The organism is Cellulosimicrobium sp. SJTW-1, assembly GCF_047716875.1.
Classification (GTDB): Bacteria; Actinomycetota; Actinomycetes; order Actinomycetales; family Cellulomonadaceae; genus Cellulosimicrobium; species Cellulosimicrobium funkei.
Genome location: NZ_CP136680.1, coordinates 4020180 through 4033836 on the forward strand (window position 1 = coordinate 4020180; position 13657 = coordinate 4033836).

12 protein-coding genes are annotated in these 13657 nt (G+C 76.2%); 5 read left to right on the forward strand and 7 right to left on the reverse strand.

Annotated elements, in window-relative coordinates:
* Nucleotides 1-22 precede the first annotated feature (22 nt).
* The 3 genes from RSE42_RS18055 to RSE42_RS18065 form a co-directional block, all read right to left on the reverse strand.
* On the reverse strand, nt 23-871 hold the full coding sequence (locus RSE42_RS18055) for an ABC transporter permease (protein WP_415297456.1): 849 nt from the start codon (nt 869-871) through the stop codon (nt 23-25).
* A complete protein-coding gene (locus RSE42_RS18060; RefSeq protein ID WP_415297457.1) occupies nt 868-1836 on the reverse strand; it encodes an ABC transporter ATP-binding protein in 969 nt (322 codons plus the stop codon). Before RSE42_RS18060 ends, RSE42_RS18055 begins: the two co-directional genes overlap by 4 nt.
* A 157-nt stretch (nt 1837-1993) precedes the next feature.
* Complete coding sequence (locus RSE42_RS18065) at nt 1994-2974, reverse strand: hypothetical protein (protein WP_415297458.1); 981 nt, start codon at nt 2972-2974, stop codon at nt 1994-1996.
* A 602-nt stretch (nt 2975-3576) separates the two neighbouring features.
* On the opposite strand from RSE42_RS18065, the gene RSE42_RS18070 reads away from it, so the two are divergent.
* Nucleotides 3577-5838 (forward strand): hypothetical protein, encoded by a 2262-nt coding sequence (locus RSE42_RS18070; RefSeq protein ID WP_415297459.1) that lies wholly within the window; start codon nt 3577-3579, stop codon nt 5836-5838.
* 61 nt (nt 5839-5899) lie between these two features.
* Here RSE42_RS18070 and RSE42_RS18075 read toward each other — a convergent pair whose 3' ends face one another.
* The 3 genes from RSE42_RS18075 to RSE42_RS18085 form a co-directional block, all read right to left on the reverse strand.
* Nucleotides 5900-6652 (reverse strand): hypothetical protein, encoded by a 753-nt coding sequence (locus RSE42_RS18075; RefSeq protein ID WP_415297460.1) that lies wholly within the window; start codon nt 6650-6652, stop codon nt 5900-5902.
* Between the two features lie 69 nt (nt 6653-6721).
* Nucleotides 6722-8440, reverse strand: a complete 1719-nt coding sequence (locus tag RSE42_RS18080; protein ID WP_415297461.1) for a tetratricopeptide repeat protein — start codon at nt 8438-8440, stop codon at nt 6722-6724.
* 19 nt (nt 8441-8459) lie between these two features.
* On the reverse strand, nt 8460-9908 hold the full coding sequence (locus tag RSE42_RS18085) for an ATP-binding protein (protein ID WP_144679506.1): 1449 nt from the start codon (nt 9906-9908) through the stop codon (nt 8460-8462).
* 160 nt (nt 9909-10068) lie between these two features.
* Between RSE42_RS18085 and RSE42_RS18090 the strand changes: the two genes are divergently transcribed.
* The 4 genes from RSE42_RS18090 to RSE42_RS18105 all read left to right on the forward strand — a co-directional run bounded on the left by RSE42_RS18090 (nt 10069) and on the right by RSE42_RS18105 (nt 13099).
* Nucleotides 10069-10521: a hypothetical protein gene (locus tag RSE42_RS18090; RefSeq protein WP_415297462.1), complete on the forward strand. Its 453-nt coding sequence runs from the start codon at nt 10069-10071 to the stop codon at nt 10519-10521.
* Complete coding sequence (locus RSE42_RS18095) at nt 10518-10874, forward strand: winged helix-turn-helix domain-containing protein (protein ID WP_051028494.1); 357 nt, start codon at nt 10518-10520, stop codon at nt 10872-10874. Before RSE42_RS18090 ends, RSE42_RS18095 begins: the two co-directional genes overlap by 4 nt.
* A gap of 86 nt (nt 10875-10960) precedes the next feature.
* The gene (locus tag RSE42_RS18100; protein WP_137281270.1) at nt 10961-11599 is read left to right on the forward strand and encodes a DNA-3-methyladenine glycosylase I; all 639 of its coding nucleotides are present in this window, start codon (nt 10961-10963) and stop codon (nt 11597-11599) included.
* Between the two features lie 57 nt (nt 11600-11656).
* The gene (locus RSE42_RS18105) at nt 11657-13099 is read left to right on the forward strand and encodes an L-serine ammonia-lyase (RefSeq protein WP_137281271.1); all 1443 of its coding nucleotides are present in this window, start codon (nt 11657-11659) and stop codon (nt 13097-13099) included.
* Nucleotides 13100-13111: 12 nt separating this feature from the next.
* Here the strand turns inward: RSE42_RS18105 and RSE42_RS18110 are convergent, their stop codons facing one another.
* Nucleotides 13112-13654: a DapH/DapD/GlmU-related protein gene (locus tag RSE42_RS18110; protein WP_415297463.1), complete on the reverse strand. Its 543-nt coding sequence runs from the start codon at nt 13652-13654 to the stop codon at nt 13112-13114.
* Between the last annotated feature and the right edge of the window lie 3 nt (nt 13655-13657).

The following is a 13657-nucleotide window of genomic DNA, read 5'->3' on the forward strand; positions in this document are numbered from 1 at the left end:
CGCCGGTCGGACGCGACGCCGGTCAGACGTCGCGACGCCGCAGGAGCAGGGCCGCCACGGCGAGCGGCACCACGGTCCAGACCCCCAGGGCGAGGGCCGCGGCACCGGGCGTCAGGACCTCGACCCGGCCGGCGTCCGCCGCGGTGACGGCCATCATGGCGGTGCCGAGGTTCATGGGCAGGAACCGGACGACGTCCTGGACCCCGTCGTGGGGCACGAACTCCGTGATCATCGGCACCACGAAGAGCAGCGTGGCGAGCGTGAAGATGGTGCCCGCCGGGTGCCGCAGGATCGCCCCCACCGCGACGGCCAGGACCGCGACGCACGTGAGGTAGCCCGCGCACGCGAGCAGCACCCGCTGCACGACCCGGTCGCCGAGGTCGGGCACGAGGTCGTTGCCCGCCAGCAGGGGCGCGGTCACCAGGTAGGACGCCGCCAGCCCGACGACCGCCACGACGAGCGACACCGCCGCCACGACGACGACCTTGGCCCAGAACGCCGGGAGCCGTGCGGGGACGGCGCTGAAGGTCGACCGGATCATGCCCGTGGAGTACTCGGTGGTCATGCTCAGCGCACCCAGCACCGCGAGCGCGAGCTGCGCGAAGATGTACCCGAGCACGAGCGCCTGCACCGTCGAGACGCTGCCGAGCTCGCCCGCCTGCTCGGGCCGGTCAGCCGCGAAGTTCAGGGACGCGGCCATGACGACGCCGAACAGCATCATGACGACCACGGTCGAGCCCATCGTCCACCAGGTGGAGCGCACGGAGCGGAACTTGACCCATTCCGACCGCAGCACGCGGCCGAACGAGAGGCGGGCCGTCGTGCGGAGGGTCGTCGCGGGAGCCGGGGCGGAGAACGTGGCCGTGGTCATCGTCGGGCTCCTTCGAGAGCGGTGGGACGAACCGTGTCGTCGGGATCGGCCGCGGCGGTCGCGGGCTCGGTGCGGTACTCGACCGCGTCGGCGGTGAGCCGCATGTACGCCTCCTCGAGCGTGGACGTCTCCGGCGTGAGCTCGTGGAGCACGACGCCCGACGCCGCGGCGAGCTCGCCGATCCCCGGCGCCTCGGCACCCTCCACCTGGAGCAGGCCGGGTTCGTCCGAGGTGACCGTCGCGCCGTCCTGCGTCAACAGCTCGGCGAGCCGCGTGGCGTGCGGGGTACGGACCCGGACGCTGCGCCGGGTGCCGCCGTCGACGACGTCCTCGACGGCGGCGTCCGCCAGGATGCGGCCCTTGCCGATGACGATGATGTGGTCGGCGGTGAGGGCGACCTCGCTCATGAGGTGGCTCGACAGGAAGACGGTGCGGCCCTCGGAGGCGAGGTAGCGCGCGAGGTTGCGCACCCACAGCACGCCCTCGGGGTCCAGGCCGTTGACGGGCTCGTCCAGGATGAGGGTCTTGGGGTCGCCCAGCAGCGCGGACGCGATGCCCAGGCGCTGGCCCATGCCGAGGGAGAAGCCGCCCACCCGCTTCTTGGCGACCGGCTGCAGGCCGGTCATCTCGATGACCTCGTCCACGCGCTGGGTCGGGATGCCGTGGGTGGCGGCCATCGCGAGCAGGTGGTTGTAGGCCGAGCGGCCGGTGTGCACGGCCTTGGCGTCCAGCAGCGCGCCGACCTCGGTCAGCGGTGAGCGGTGCTGGGCGTAGGGGCGCCCGTTGACGGTGACGGTCCCGGCGGTGGGGCGGTCCAGGCCCATGATCATGCGCATGGTCGTGGACTTGCCCGCGCCGTTGGGGCCCAGGAAGCCGGTCACGGTCCCGGGACGCACGGTGAACGAGATGCCGTCCACCGCGGTCTTGGGCCCGTACCTCTTGGTCAGGCCGCGTGCTTCGATCATGCTCCCCCCTCGGGGTCGGTGACGATGACGCCACCGAACCTAGGGAGACCCGGGTGCCGGGCGATGCCCTCTCCTGGCCGATCTTCCGTCGGCACGTACACCGCTCGGGCGAAGCCCCCGTCCGCCGTTCGACCGACCCCCCGGCGGGAGGGACGCCTCAGTCGAGCTCGACGACGACGGCGCCGGACGGGTCACGCAGCACCGTGCCCTCGACCCTCACGGTGACCTCCAGCGGGCCCTGCGGCCATCGAGCACTCACCGTGTACGGGGCGGACGCGCGCAACTCCTCCCCGGTCACGAGGTCGAGCGGCTCGTCCTGGGCCCAGACGGCGGACGCCACGTCCACCCCTGCGTACCCGCGGAAGATCCCGTCCGCGACGCTCTGCGGGCAGGCGTCGCCCGTGAGCCCGGCGGCGGTGCACGAGGCGAGCAGCTCGTCGATGCGCGCCTCGGCCTCGGTGGCCACCTCGGCGCGGAGCACCGGGTCGACGTGCAGCATCTGCGAGCGCAGCTCCGCTCCCGGAGGAGGCTGGATCGCGTCGGGGTCCACGGGGAACTCCACCGTGAACGGCTCGCTGTCGCCGCCGTCGGGATCGATCGTCGTGAGGTCCTGCGGCCCGGCGAGCTCGAGGTCGTAGATCCCGGGAAGCAGCCGCAGGGGCCCCGACGTCGCGAGGTCGAACGCGCCCGACCCCTCGACCACGATCTCCACCGGGACGCCCGGATGGACGACCGGGAGCCCGTGGTCGGACCAGAGCGCGACCCTCGGCTCCCCTCCGACGGTCTCCGTGCCGACCACGAGGGTGCGCGTCTCCTCCTCGCCGTCGAGCCGGTACTCGACGTCCACCGAGGACTCCGGGCCGGACCCGGTCACGGAGGTGACGCGGGCCTCGACGGGGCGCACCGCCTCGGCGTAGACCGCGTCGTCGAGCGCGACCGGGCTGAGGACCGACGGATCGCTCAGCAGCTCGCCCGCTCCCGTGGCGTCGCCGTCGACGAGGCGGTCGAAGAAGGTCGTGACCACCTGCTCCGCGGCCCCCTCCTCGGAGCTCTGGAACGAGCACCCCGCCCCCGTCAGCGGGACGACCACGGTCGTGAGGCCGGCGGCCCACCGCGCCGCGCGTGACGACGCCCTCACCGGATCACCGCACCTGCTCGCGGACGGGCTCCGGAGCCGTCGACGGTGGTCCCGGGCTCGGCGTCGGTCTTCCGCGCCGTGCCCGGGCAGGACGACACGCCGGTCGGCGTACTGCGCTCCGTGCTGTTCCTCTTCCCCTTCTGCCAGACCCCCGCTCCGCCCCGGTCCCAGCAGCCGTCCGGAGCGTCACCGTCGAGCCGCGCTGGTCGGGCGCGTCGTCAAGCACCGCCCTACCTTCGCCGATGAGCGCCGAGATCGCCTCAGGAGCGGCGCGGCTCCCGCTCCGGACGGCAGCGCTCGAGCTCGTCTCCGGCGCCCCGGACGGGCGGCCGTTGCTCCGAGCGACGGACTCGCGCACGGAGTACCTGATACTTCGGGCCCGTGACCGAATCGTGACGGCGAAAGTACCTAGTACTCGCTGTCCGTGGTGTCCGGGGCGTTGCTAGCGTCGCTGGGGATCTACCTGCTACTCCACGTCCCGCCAACGGTGGCGGGCGCACCGGCGCACTCCCGCGCCGAGCAGACCGGTACCCGCCTCTCCCGCAGCTCTCCCCTCGTGCCGACCGCCCCGCGACGACGCCGGGCGTGAGGAAGGACGACAGATGACGCAGCACGCTCTCCGACCGTCACGCACGCACACGGTCCTCACCTCCGTCGCGCTCGCCGTGCTGGCCCTCGCGGTCGCCGGCCTGGTCGCGTTCCTCCTCGTGTACAACGGCAAGGTCGCCGACGGCGCGACCCGCCTCGACGACGGCGCCGCCGAGCTCGACGCGGGCGCCGCGACCCTCGCCGACGGCACGACCGAGGCCCAGGCCGGCGCGCAGCGTCTCGCCGCCGGCGCGGGCGACCTCGAGGCCGGCGCGGGCGACCTCTCCGCCGGGGCGCGGAAGGCGTCCGACGGCGCCACCCAGCTCGCCACGGGCGGCGCCACCGCGCTGGACGGCGCGACCGAGCTCGCCGCCGGGGCGGACGAGCTCAACGCCGGGGCGGCACGCCTCGCCGCCGGGGCGGGCGACGCCGCGAGCGGCGCGGCCCGGCTCGCCGCGGGCAGCAAGGACCTCGACTCCGGGGCGGCACGCCTCGCCGCGGGGAACGCCCGTGCCGCCGACGGCGCGTCCCAGATCGCGGCGGGTGCGGGCACCCTGAAGGACGGCGCGGCCGAGCTCTTCGCCGGGAACGCGACGGCCGCGCAGGGTGCCGGGCTGCTCGCCGAGGGCACCTCGGCGCTCGCCACCGGCGCGTCCGACCTCGCCGACGGCACGGCACGGCTCGCCGTCGGGGCGAGCACCGTCGCGGACGGCGCGTCGACGGTCACCACGGGCCTCACCGGCGCCGCGTCCGGCGCGCGCGATCTCGCAACCGGGGCGAGCAGCGTCTCGGCGGGCGCGTCGACCCTGCGCGACGGCGTCGCCGCCACCGCCCGGGGCGCCGGCTCGCTCGCACCGGGCGCGGCGACGGTCGCGGCGGGCGCCGAGCAGCTGTCCGCCGGAGCGAGCTCGTTGCAGGCCGGCACGGCGCTCCTGGCGCCGGGCGCGCAGCAGGTCGCGGCGGCGTCCGTCCAGCTCCGGGACGGCGCGACCGGACTCGCGGCGGGACTGTCCACGGCTCGCGACGGCGCCGTCCGCCTGGCCGACGGGACGCGTTCCGTGGCCGAGGGCGCCGACCAGGTCCACGCGGGAGCGGACTCCCTCGCCGCACAGCTCCAGGGGCTGGCCGCGGCGACCGACGACCCGGCCCTCAAGGCGAAGCTCGACGCGCTCGCGGGCGCGGCGGGCTCGGTGCGCGACGGCGCGGCGCGGGTCGACGCCGGCGCAGGAGGGCTCGTCGCCGGCGCGTCCGCCCTGCGCGACGGGCTCGCGGGCGACTCCGGCGCCGCGGCGGGAGCGGCCCGGCTCGAGGCGGGTCTTCGGGACCTCAGCACCGGAGCCGCACGGGTGTCCACCGGCGCCCAGGAGGCGGACGCGGGCGCGACGCGGCTCGCGGAGGGCGCGGCCGGGCTCGCCACCGGCGCCGCCGCAGTCTCCGGCGGGGCACAGAGCCTCGCCGCCGGGACGGCGCAGCTCTCCGGAGGGGCCGACGCTCTCGCTGCTGGCGCGAGCACGGTCTCGGCCGGCAACGCCTCGCTCGCCGGGGCGACCCGCGCCCTCGCCGACGGCGCCGCGAAGGTGTCGGGCGGCGCGACGACCTTGGCCGCCGGGAACGCGGCGTCGGCAGACGGCGCCGCCCGTCTCGCCGCCGGGAACACCGACGCCGCCGACGCCTCGGCAGCGCTCGCCGAGGGCACGGCTCGCCTGGCCGACGGCGCCTCCCGGGTCGCCGGCGGCAACGCCCAGCTCGCCACCAAGACCTCCGAGCTCGCCGCAGGCGCGTCGGAGCTCGCGTCCGGCGCCGCCGACCTCAAGGCCGGGACGGCGAAGGCCGCGACGGGCGCGAGCGACCTCTCCGCCGGCACGGTGCGGCTGCGCACGGGCGCGGGCGACCTGTTCGCCGGGACCACGCGGCTGGAGGACGGGACGCTGCGCCTGCAGAGCGGGCTCACGACCCTCTCGACGGGCGCGACGACCCTCGCCGCGGGCAACGCGGCGCTGGCCGAGGGCTCCGCGACGCTGCACGCCGGCACGACGACCCTCGCCGACGGCGCGTCCGACCTGCACGACGGCAGCACCCGCATCGCCGACGGCGCGGCCACGCTCGCGGACGGCACGAGCACCCTCTCCGACGGCACGACGGAGCTCAAGGACAGCGTCGAGAACAGCCCCGTCGGACGGGTGTCGCTCGGCATGTCGGCGCTGGTCGGCGGGTCCGTGCTCGCGGGCGTCGCGGGCGTCGGGCTCGGGCTGCGCCGTCGGCTCGCGGCGGTCTGACGGACCGGCGCGCACGGCCGGGCGGCGCTCTCGCCGCCCGGCCCTCGACTCGGGGGCGGCCTCACGTCGACGGCGCCGCCCTCGCGGGCGGCGGTCCCGGTGGACAGGACTCCGGGGCCGCCGCCCTTCTCTCGCTACCGGGTTCCGGCCCGCCGCCGCGGCGCGCTGCCGCGTAGCCGCGAGCGCGCAGCGCGTCCTCCCAGCCGTACGTGCCGAGGTGGTGCGGCGCGTGACCGGTGGGGTCGAAACGGATCTCGGGGTCGTCGCCGTCGTGCGCGGAACCCGTCTCGGGGCCGTGCAGCTCGATCGCGCCGAACCGGTGCCAGACGCCGAGCGGGGTCGCCTCGAGCACCTCCAGCACCGGCGTGCCGACGACCCGCGTCGCGTCGTGGTCGGGCCGCAGGGCGAGCACGCAGGGACCGTGCGGCGACCGCAGCGGCATGAGCGTCGACAGCCACCCGCCCAGGAGCGCACGGCGCGGCACGAGGAGGAAGCGCGTGAGCCGCCCCCTCCCCGAGGAGGCGAACAGGACGTCCTGGGGCACGCCGTCGTCGGTCCAGCGCACGGCGATCCCGACGACGTCCGGGAGCCCGCGCGGGAGGCCGACCCCGAGGGACACGCGCACCGTGACGGGCGTGCGGCCCTGCGGGACGCTGGCCGCGCCCGCCTCGTCCTCCGCGACGACGAGCGTGCCGCGGAGCACGACCCCGCGCGCGTGCATCGGGCGGCCCTCGCGCACGCGCGCGACCGTGCCGGTCATGGCCGCGAGCGCCGCGCCGACGGGTCGAGAGAGCGTCTCCACGAGTCCTGCCACGCGGCCACGGTCGCACCGCCCGCGGTCACCCGCACGGCCGCGGGCCCGGCACCGCCCGGCGCGCCGGGATCAGGGCGCCTGCTGCCCCGTGGAGCCCGGCGCCTGGAGATCCGAGAGATCCGGGAGGTCCGGCACGTCGAACGTGGGGACGTCGATCGTCGGGACGTCGAGCTCGCCCATCCGCTCCTGGAGCTCCTCCTGGCGGACCCGGTCGTTCTCCTGGAGGCACGCGAGGCGCGCGGCGGGGCGCCCGGTGCACTCCTGCACCGCCGAGCCCGGGTCGCGCGGGGCGCGCTCCTCCTGGACGTAGCGACCGTCGGCGTCGTGCTCGTCGGGGGCGACGGGCAGCGCGGCGAGCGCGGCCGCCTCGGCGAGCAGCAGCAGGACCGTGGCGAGGACGAGGACGGCGCCGCCCAGCCCCGCGCGGACCGCGGCGGCCGTGCTCACGGGCGGGCGCTCGTCGGACACCGCGCGCTGCCGGGCCGCGACGCGCCACGCGGCCCACGTCCCGACGACGAGCGGCAGCACGTACGCCACCGCGGCCAGCGCCGCCACGGGCCGGGCGTCCTCGCGCGCGACCGCGCCCGGGCCGATGCTCCCGACGACGACCGCGACGATCCCGAGGACGACGACGCGGCGCACGACCGCGCCCCGCAGGCTCGCGCGCAGGGCCGCGATCCGCGCGGCTCCCGCCGTCCCGGGCGGCAGGTACCCGAGCTCGCGCGCCTGCGTGAACATCGCCGCGTGCAGCACGGCCGAGGTCACGGTCGTCAGGGCGAGCACCACCCCGAGCCCGACGAGGAACCAGCGGACGGCGACGGCGTCGCGCACGACGTAGAGCAGGGCGAGGCCCGCGAGGACGCCCGCCCACCCGACGGCGATCGCCACGACGGTGCCGCCGCGGAACGGGGTCCGGCGCAGGGTGCGGCGCAGCAGCCCGCGCGGGACCTGGAGCAGGACGGGCAGGACGCGCAGCGCGGTCACGCCCGTCCACAGGAGCACGACGACCCCCCAGACCGGCACGCTGCCCACGTGGGCGTCGCTCATCGCGAAGGCGACGACGAGGGCGACCGCCCCGACGAGCAGGACCGGCATCTCGACGAGCCGCAGCACCTGCTGCCACACGCTGAGGTGCAGCAGGTACCCGGCCTCGGCGTGCTCGGGGTTCATGGCGAGGACGCCGCTGTACCCCTGGGCGCTGCGGCTCGCGTCGAGCGCGAGGGCCGCGTCGAGGTAGAGGAGGTCCTCGTGCTCCGGCGCGACGGCGAGCCCCTGCCGCACCAGGGCGCGCGCCCGGTCGTCGTCCCCGAGGCGCGACCACAGGCGGGCGGCCTGCGCGAGCCGGTCCGGGGCCTCGGGTGCGAGCTCGAGCGCCGAGGCGATGCGCTCGCGCGCGAGCCGCCGGTCGGCGCCGCGCACGCGCCCCGAGAGGAGGGCGTCGGCGAGCTGGAGGTGGTACCGCGCGTCGTCGGGGTCGAGCTCGAGCGCGCGGCGTGCGGCGTCGCGCGCGCCCGGGACGTCACCGGTGTTCTGGCGCGCGACCGACAGCAGGTAGAGCGCGCCATCGGCCGCGGGCTGGGCGGCGACCACCTGCTCCAGGAGGGGCAGCGCGTCGGCGGAGCGCTGGAGGTGCAGCCGCACCCACGCGGCGGCGAGGAGGAGCCGCGGGTCGTCGGGGACGGTCGCGAGCGCCTCGTCGACCTCGTCGAGCGCGCGCTCGGGCCGCCCCATCTGGACGAGCATCTCGACGCGCGCGCCGACGGCGCGCGGGTCGGTGGTCGTGGTCACCGTCGGCAGCCTCGCCGTCTCAGAGCATGCGCCGCGCGCGCAGGTACGCGGCGAGCTCGTCGTAGCGGCCGTCATTGTTCGCGAACGTCACGACGTTGCGCGCGGACTGGAGCCACGCCGTCGTGGACGGCCGCACGTCCGCGAGCGCCGACTCCATGTCGGCCATCGTGACGGGTCGCACCTGGCCGGACGCGATCGAGTCCATCATCGCCTTCTCGGCCGCCGTGGCCGCCAGGTGCTCCAGGTCCGCGCCGGAGAACCCTTCGGTGCGCCGCACGACGGCGCCCAGGTCGATCCCGGCGACGGGCCGCCCCGCGAGGTGGTGGCGCAGGATGGCCTCGCGCGCGGGCTCGTCGGGCGGCAGGACGAGCACGACGCGGTCGAACCGGCCCGGGCGCAGGAGCGCGGTGTCGACGTCCCACGGGTGATTGGTCGCGCCGAGCACGAACAGGCCGTCGTTGTCGGAGCCGATGCCGTCCATCTCCTGGAGGAGCTGGTTGACGACCGTCCGCATGCCCGACGAGCCGGAGTACTGCGCGCGCCTGCCGCCGATCGCGTCGACCTCGTCGAGGAACAGGACGGCCGGCGCGAGCTGCCGCGCCCGCTGGAACAGGGCGTGGAGGTTCTGCTCGCTCTCCCCGATGTACTTGTCGAGGATGTCCGCGAGCGTCACCGTGAGGAACCGCGCGCCGAGCTCGCCCGCGACCGCGCGCGCCATGTACGTCTTGCCGGTGCCGGGCGGCCCGTAGAGCAGCAGGCCGCCGCGCAGCGACTTGCCGAACGCCTGCGCGATGGCCTGGTGGCGCATCGGCTCCAAGAAGGCCTCGCGGATGCGCTTCTTCACCGGCTCCAGTCCGCCGACGTCCGCGAGCGTCACCGTCTCGCGCGAGACCTCGAGCAGGCCCGACCCGTCGTCGGGAGCGTCGTCGCGCGCAGGCACGAGGAACGGCTGCCCGCCCCCGGGTGCGGGGGCGGTGTGGCCCTGCTCGGGTGCCGGGCTCGGGTCGGCGGGGGCGGGGCCCGTGGGGCCGACCGCAGGCTCCTCGACGAAGGGCGGCGGGACGCGCACGTCGAGCTCGTCCTCCAGCCGGTCCCAGTCGATGCCCGACGCCGGGCTCCCCGGCCCGGCGGGAGCGCCCTGCCCTGGGTGGTCCGGCGGCGCCGGGTGGTCGGACGGCGCAGGGTCGCCGGACGGCGCAGGGTCGCCGGACGGCGCGGGGTCCCCCGGCGCCTGCCCGGGCGCGGCGCCCGCCGGTCGCGACGCCGCCGCGGCGGACGCGGCCGCCTCCTGCACGAGCCGCAGCGCCTCGCCGTCGGCGGGGTCGATCCGCAGCCCGGCGCTCGCCTGCTCGAGCGCCTCGACGGGACGCCCCGCGGCGAGCAGGAGGCTCGCGTAGTGCACGCGCAGGGGCGCGCTCGTGGGCGCTGCCGCGACGGCGGCGGCGAGCGCGGCCAGGGCGTCGGACATGGGTGCTCCTCGGGGACGGCGTTCGGGACGACGGCGTCGTGCGGCCCGGGGCGGGGCACGGCCGGGACCAGTGTGCACGGGACCGGTGACGTGCACGATAGGGAGAGGTCCCCATGGAAACCACTTGCCATGATGGAAAGTAGATGCTTCGATGGCACCCATGAGCACCGACGACACGACCCGCACCGCACCCCTCGACGCGGCAGCCGCTCTCGACCGTGCCGACCGCCTCGCCACCGCCACCCGGGCGCGCGGGTGGCGGTGGGTCCGGCTCTACCTCACGGGGTGGGCCGTCGCGAGCGTCGGGCTGGTGCTCGCGATCGGGCTCGGCGGGCGCGTCGGCTTCGTCGCCGGGATGGCTGCCTGGGTCGCGCTCGTCACCGTCGGCGCCACGTGGGCCGCCCGGCAGGGTGCCCTGGCCGTCGGCACGCGACGCCGGATCGCCGTCGGCGCCGTGTCCTGGGCCGTGGTCTACGGGGCCGTGCTCGTCGCCGGGCTGGTGGTGTGGCCCGGCTCCGTGGCGTACTGGGTGCCCGCGGCTCTCGTGAGCGCCGTCCCGCTGCTCGTCGCGGCGTGGCGGCCCGCCCGGCGGGACGCGGCGGTGACGGCGTGACGACGCACCGTCCCACCGCGGGCGACGGCTCCGCCGTCGACCACCACCCGCGCCACACGCTCGACGAGGTGATCCACTCCCCCGTGCGCCTCTCCGTCGTCGCCGCGCTCTCGGGCGTCGAGAAGGCGGACTTCCGGACCCTGCGCGACACCATCGAGCTGTCCGACTCGACCCTGTCGAAGCAGCTCACGGTGCTCGAGGACGCCGGGTACGTCGAGATCAGCAAGGAGCGTGCCGGACGACGCACGCGCACCTGGGTGCGCCTCACGCCCACCGGCGCCGCCGCTCTGCGCGCGCACCTCGACGCGCTGCGCGCGATCGCCGAGGTCGCGCTGCCCCCGGCTGACGCCTGACCACAGGTTCCTCGGCGCGCGCGCCCGGACGCGCGCCGTCCACAGGGGCCGCGTGACTGTCGGCGGGAGGCGGCAGAGTGGGGCGCATGACGACCGAGACCGACGCGTCCACCCCGCTCGCCGTGCCCGACGACGCGCCGCCCGCGCCGCGCCCCGGCGCCCGCTGCTTCGGCGACGGGGACACGCTCTACGAGGAGTACCACGACACCGAGTGGGGGGTGCCGGTGCACGGGGACACCGCGCTGTTCGAGCGCCTGGTCCTCGAGGGCTTCCAGTCCGGGCTGTCCTGGATCACGGTGCTGCGCAAGCGACCGGCCTTCCGCGAGGTGTTCGCGGGGTTCGAGCCCGAGGCGGTCGCGGCGTTCGACGAGCCCGACGTCGAGCGGCTCCTGGCGGACGCCCGCATCATCCGCAACCGCCAGAAGATCACGGCGACGATCGACAACGCGCGGGCGCTCCTCGCGCTGCAGGCCGGCGGTGGCTCGCTCGACGAGCTGGTGTGGTCGTTCGCGCCGCCCGCGCGCTCCGGCCGGCCCGCCACGTGGGGCGACGTCCCGAGCACGAGCCCGGAGTCGGTCGCCCTGTCGAAGGCGCTCAAGAAGCACGGCTTCCGGTTCGTCGGGCCCACGACGGCGTACGCGGCCATGCAGGCGTGCGGCCTGGTGGACGACCACCTCGCGACCTGCCCGGTCGTCCTGAGCCGGACTGAGCCCGCGGGCTCGTGACCGATTCGCTATAGCAAAATCCGCCCGCATCGTGGACGAGGTGCGACCATGGTGGGCATGAGCGCCTACGTCTCGGTCCTCGACCTGTTCTCCGTCGGCGTCGGCCCGTCGAGCTCGCACACCGTCGGGCCGATGCGCGCGGCGAAGGCGTTCGTCACGACCCTGGCCGCGGACGACACGCTCGGCACCGTGGCCGGGCTGCGGGTCGTGCTGTGCGGCTCGCTCGGCGCGACGGGCGTCGGCCACGGGACGCCGGACGCCGTCGTCGCGGGGCTGCTCGGCCTCGACCCCGAGACGTGCGACCCGGCGCGCGTGCCCGGGTCGTGGGAGAAGCTCGGCGACGGCGCGCCCGTCACGCTCCTGGGCCGCCACCGCATCACCATGACCAGCGACGACGTGCGCCTCGCGCCGCTGACGCGCATGCCCGGTCACCCCAACGGGATGCGCTTCACCGCGCTCGACGCCGACGGCACGACGGTCGCCGAGGAGGCGTACTACTCCGTCGGCGGCGGGTTCGTCCTCACCGCGGCCGAGCTCGAGGCAGCGGCCGCGAACGAGGCCGCCCAGGTCGGGGCCGAGCTCGCGGGCGAGGCGATCGACCCGCGGACCGAGCCGGCCGGCGTGCCGTTCCCGTTCGCCAACGCGGCCGAGCTCCTCGCGGTGTGCGAGCGCGAGCGGACGTCCATCGCCGCGGTCGCGTGGGCCAACGAGACCGCCCTGCGCCCGGTCGCCGAGGTCGAGGCGGGCGTCGACCGCATCTGGGACACGATGAGCGCGTGCGTCGACGCCGGGCTGGAGCGCGACGGCGTCCTGCCCGGGCGGCTCAAGGTCCGGCGTCGGGCCCGCGCGCAGCGCGAGCGCCTCGAGCTGGCCGACGAGCGCGGCGCCGACACGACGATCGAGTGGCTCCAGGCCTTCGCGATGGCCGTCAACGAGGAGAACGCCGACGGGCGGCGCGTCGTGACCGCCCCGACGAACGGCGCCGCCGGGATCATCCCGGCCGTCGGGCGGCACTTCCTGCGCACGCACCCGGACGTCGCCGCCGACCCGGCCCGCCGTCGTCGGGCGATGCGCACGTACCTGCTCACCGCCGCCGCCATCGGCGCGCTGTACAAGCGCAACGCGTCCATCTCCGGCGCGGAGGCCGGGTGCCAGGGCGAGGTCGGGTCGGCCTGCTCCATGGCCGCCGGCGCCGTCTGCGCGGTGCTCGGCGGGACGCCCGCCCAGGTCGAGAACGCGGCCGAGATCGCGATGGAGCACAACCTCGGCCTCACGTGCGACCCCGTCGGGGGGCTCGTCCAGGTCCCGTGCATCGAGCGCAACGCCATCGCCGCGTGCACCGCCGTCTCCGCCGCGCGCCTCGCGCTCCAGGGCGACGGCTCGCACGTCGTCTCGCTGGACACCGTCATCGAGACCATGCGCCAGACGGGCGTCGACATGTCGACCAAGTACAAGGAGACCTCGACGGGCGGCCTTGCGGTCAACGTGGTCGAGTGCTGAGCCGGCGGCCCCTCACCAGGTGCGGCGGACGTCCGCCCGCGGCCCGGTCACGAGGCTGCGCGGCGGGACGTCGTCGGTGACGACGGCGCCCGCGGCGACGACGGCGTCGCGACCGATGGTCACGCCGGGCAGGATGGTCGCGCCCGCGCCGATCCACACGTTCTCGTGGACGTCGATCGGGCCGCCGGTGAGCCAGACCTTGCGGTCGTCGGTGTCGACGGGGTGCCCGACGGTGACGAACGTGACCCGCGGTGCGACCAGCACGCGGTCGGCGAGCCGGATGCCGGCGTAGTCGAGGAACGTGCAGTTCTGGTTGACGAAGACCCGCTCACCGAGGTCGAGGTGCAGGCCGTGGTCGGTGAAGAACGGCGGGTAGATCGTCGTGCGCGGGGGCAGCGGCCGCCCGAGGATCTGCTCGAGGAGCCGGGCCCTGCCGTCCTCGTCGTCGAACGGGAGCACGTTGAGCCGCGAGGTGAGCGCGGTCGCCTCCAGCACGCGCTCGGACATGGCGCGGAACTCGGGGCCATGGATGCGCATGAGCAGGTCGCTGGGCATCCC

Excerpts from the sequence above, each read along its gene's own strand:
- RSE42_RS18055 (WP_415297456.1), bottom strand. The coding sequence starts at position 871 with ATGACCACGGCCACGTTCTCCGCCCCGGCTCCCGCGACGACCCTCCGC.
- RSE42_RS18060 (WP_415297457.1), bottom strand. The coding sequence starts at position 1,836 with ATGATCGAAGCACGCGGCCTGACCAAGAGGTACGGGCCCAAGACCGCG.
- RSE42_RS18070 (WP_415297459.1), top strand. The coding sequence starts at position 3,577 with ATGACGCAGCACGCTCTCCGACCGTCACGCACGCACACGGTCCTCACC.
- RSE42_RS18085 (WP_144679506.1), bottom strand. The coding sequence starts at position 9,908 with ATGTCCGACGCCCTGGCCGCGCTCGCCGCCGCCGTCGCGGCAGCGCCC.
- RSE42_RS18090 (WP_415297462.1), top strand. The coding sequence starts at position 10,069 with ATGAGCACCGACGACACGACCCGCACCGCACCCCTCGACGCGGCAGCC.
- RSE42_RS18100 (WP_137281270.1), top strand. The coding sequence starts at position 10,961 with ATGACGACCGAGACCGACGCGTCCACCCCGCTCGCCGTGCCCGACGAC.
- RSE42_RS18105 (WP_137281271.1), top strand. The coding sequence starts at position 11,657 with ATGAGCGCCTACGTCTCGGTCCTCGACCTGTTCTCCGTCGGCGTCGGC.
- RSE42_RS18110 (WP_415297463.1), bottom strand. The coding sequence starts at position 13,654 with ATGCCCAGCGACCTGCTCATGCGCATCCATGGCCCCGAGTTCCGCGCC.